Genomic DNA, 566 nt, shown 5'->3' with positions numbered 1-566 from the left:
AAAGGTTCTCAGTATGTATCGCTGGCCTACACACAGCGGCTTAAGGAAGCCGGATTACTGGCATCAACAGGAAGTACAGGCGACTCGTATGACAACGCGATGGCGGAGAGCATCAATGGTCTTTACAAAGCGGAGGTAATACACCGTAAGAGCTGGAAAAACCGTGCAGAAGTGGAACTGGCCACACTCACGTGGGTGGACTGGTATAATAATCGACGATTGCTGGAAAGGCTGGGCCACATCCCTCCGGCAGAAGCAGAAAAAGCTTATTATGCTTCCATCGGAAACGATGATCTGGCAGCCTGAGTTCACAGATAAAACACTCTCCAGGAAACCCGGGGCGGTTCAGGCCGGATTATAAAAACGGCCATGAATCAAAAATACCTCATTCGCATTGCAGAACTGGAATGCCAGCTCCGTCAGAAAGACCAGCAACTGAGTCTGGTTGAAGAGACGGAGGCCTTCCTGCGCTCTGCACTGGCCCGCGCCGAAGAAAAGATCGAAGAAGATGAACGGGAAATAGAACATCTGCGGGCTCAGATAGAAAAACTGCGCCGGATGCTGTT

Annotated in this window: 1 protein-coding gene and 1 pseudogene; both read left to right on the top strand. The window is 50.9% G+C overall.

Annotated features, from left to right (window positions below; translation table 11 throughout):
- A partial coding sequence (locus tag BHE85_RS18085) for an integrase core domain-containing protein (RefSeq protein ID WP_032232747.1) occupies nucleotides 1-306 on the top strand: 306 nt, incomplete at its 5' end.
- Between the two features lie 63 nt (nucleotides 307-369).
- A pseudogene (locus tag BHE85_RS18080) lies at nucleotides 370-566 on the top strand (IS66 family transposase); the annotation flags it as partial.

It is taken from the genome of Shigella sp. FC1567 (assembly GCF_001743015.1).
Taxonomy (GTDB): domain Bacteria; phylum Pseudomonadota; class Gammaproteobacteria; order Enterobacterales; family Enterobacteriaceae; genus Escherichia; species Escherichia coli.
This window is presented reverse-complemented; position numbering and strand designations above follow the sequence as displayed.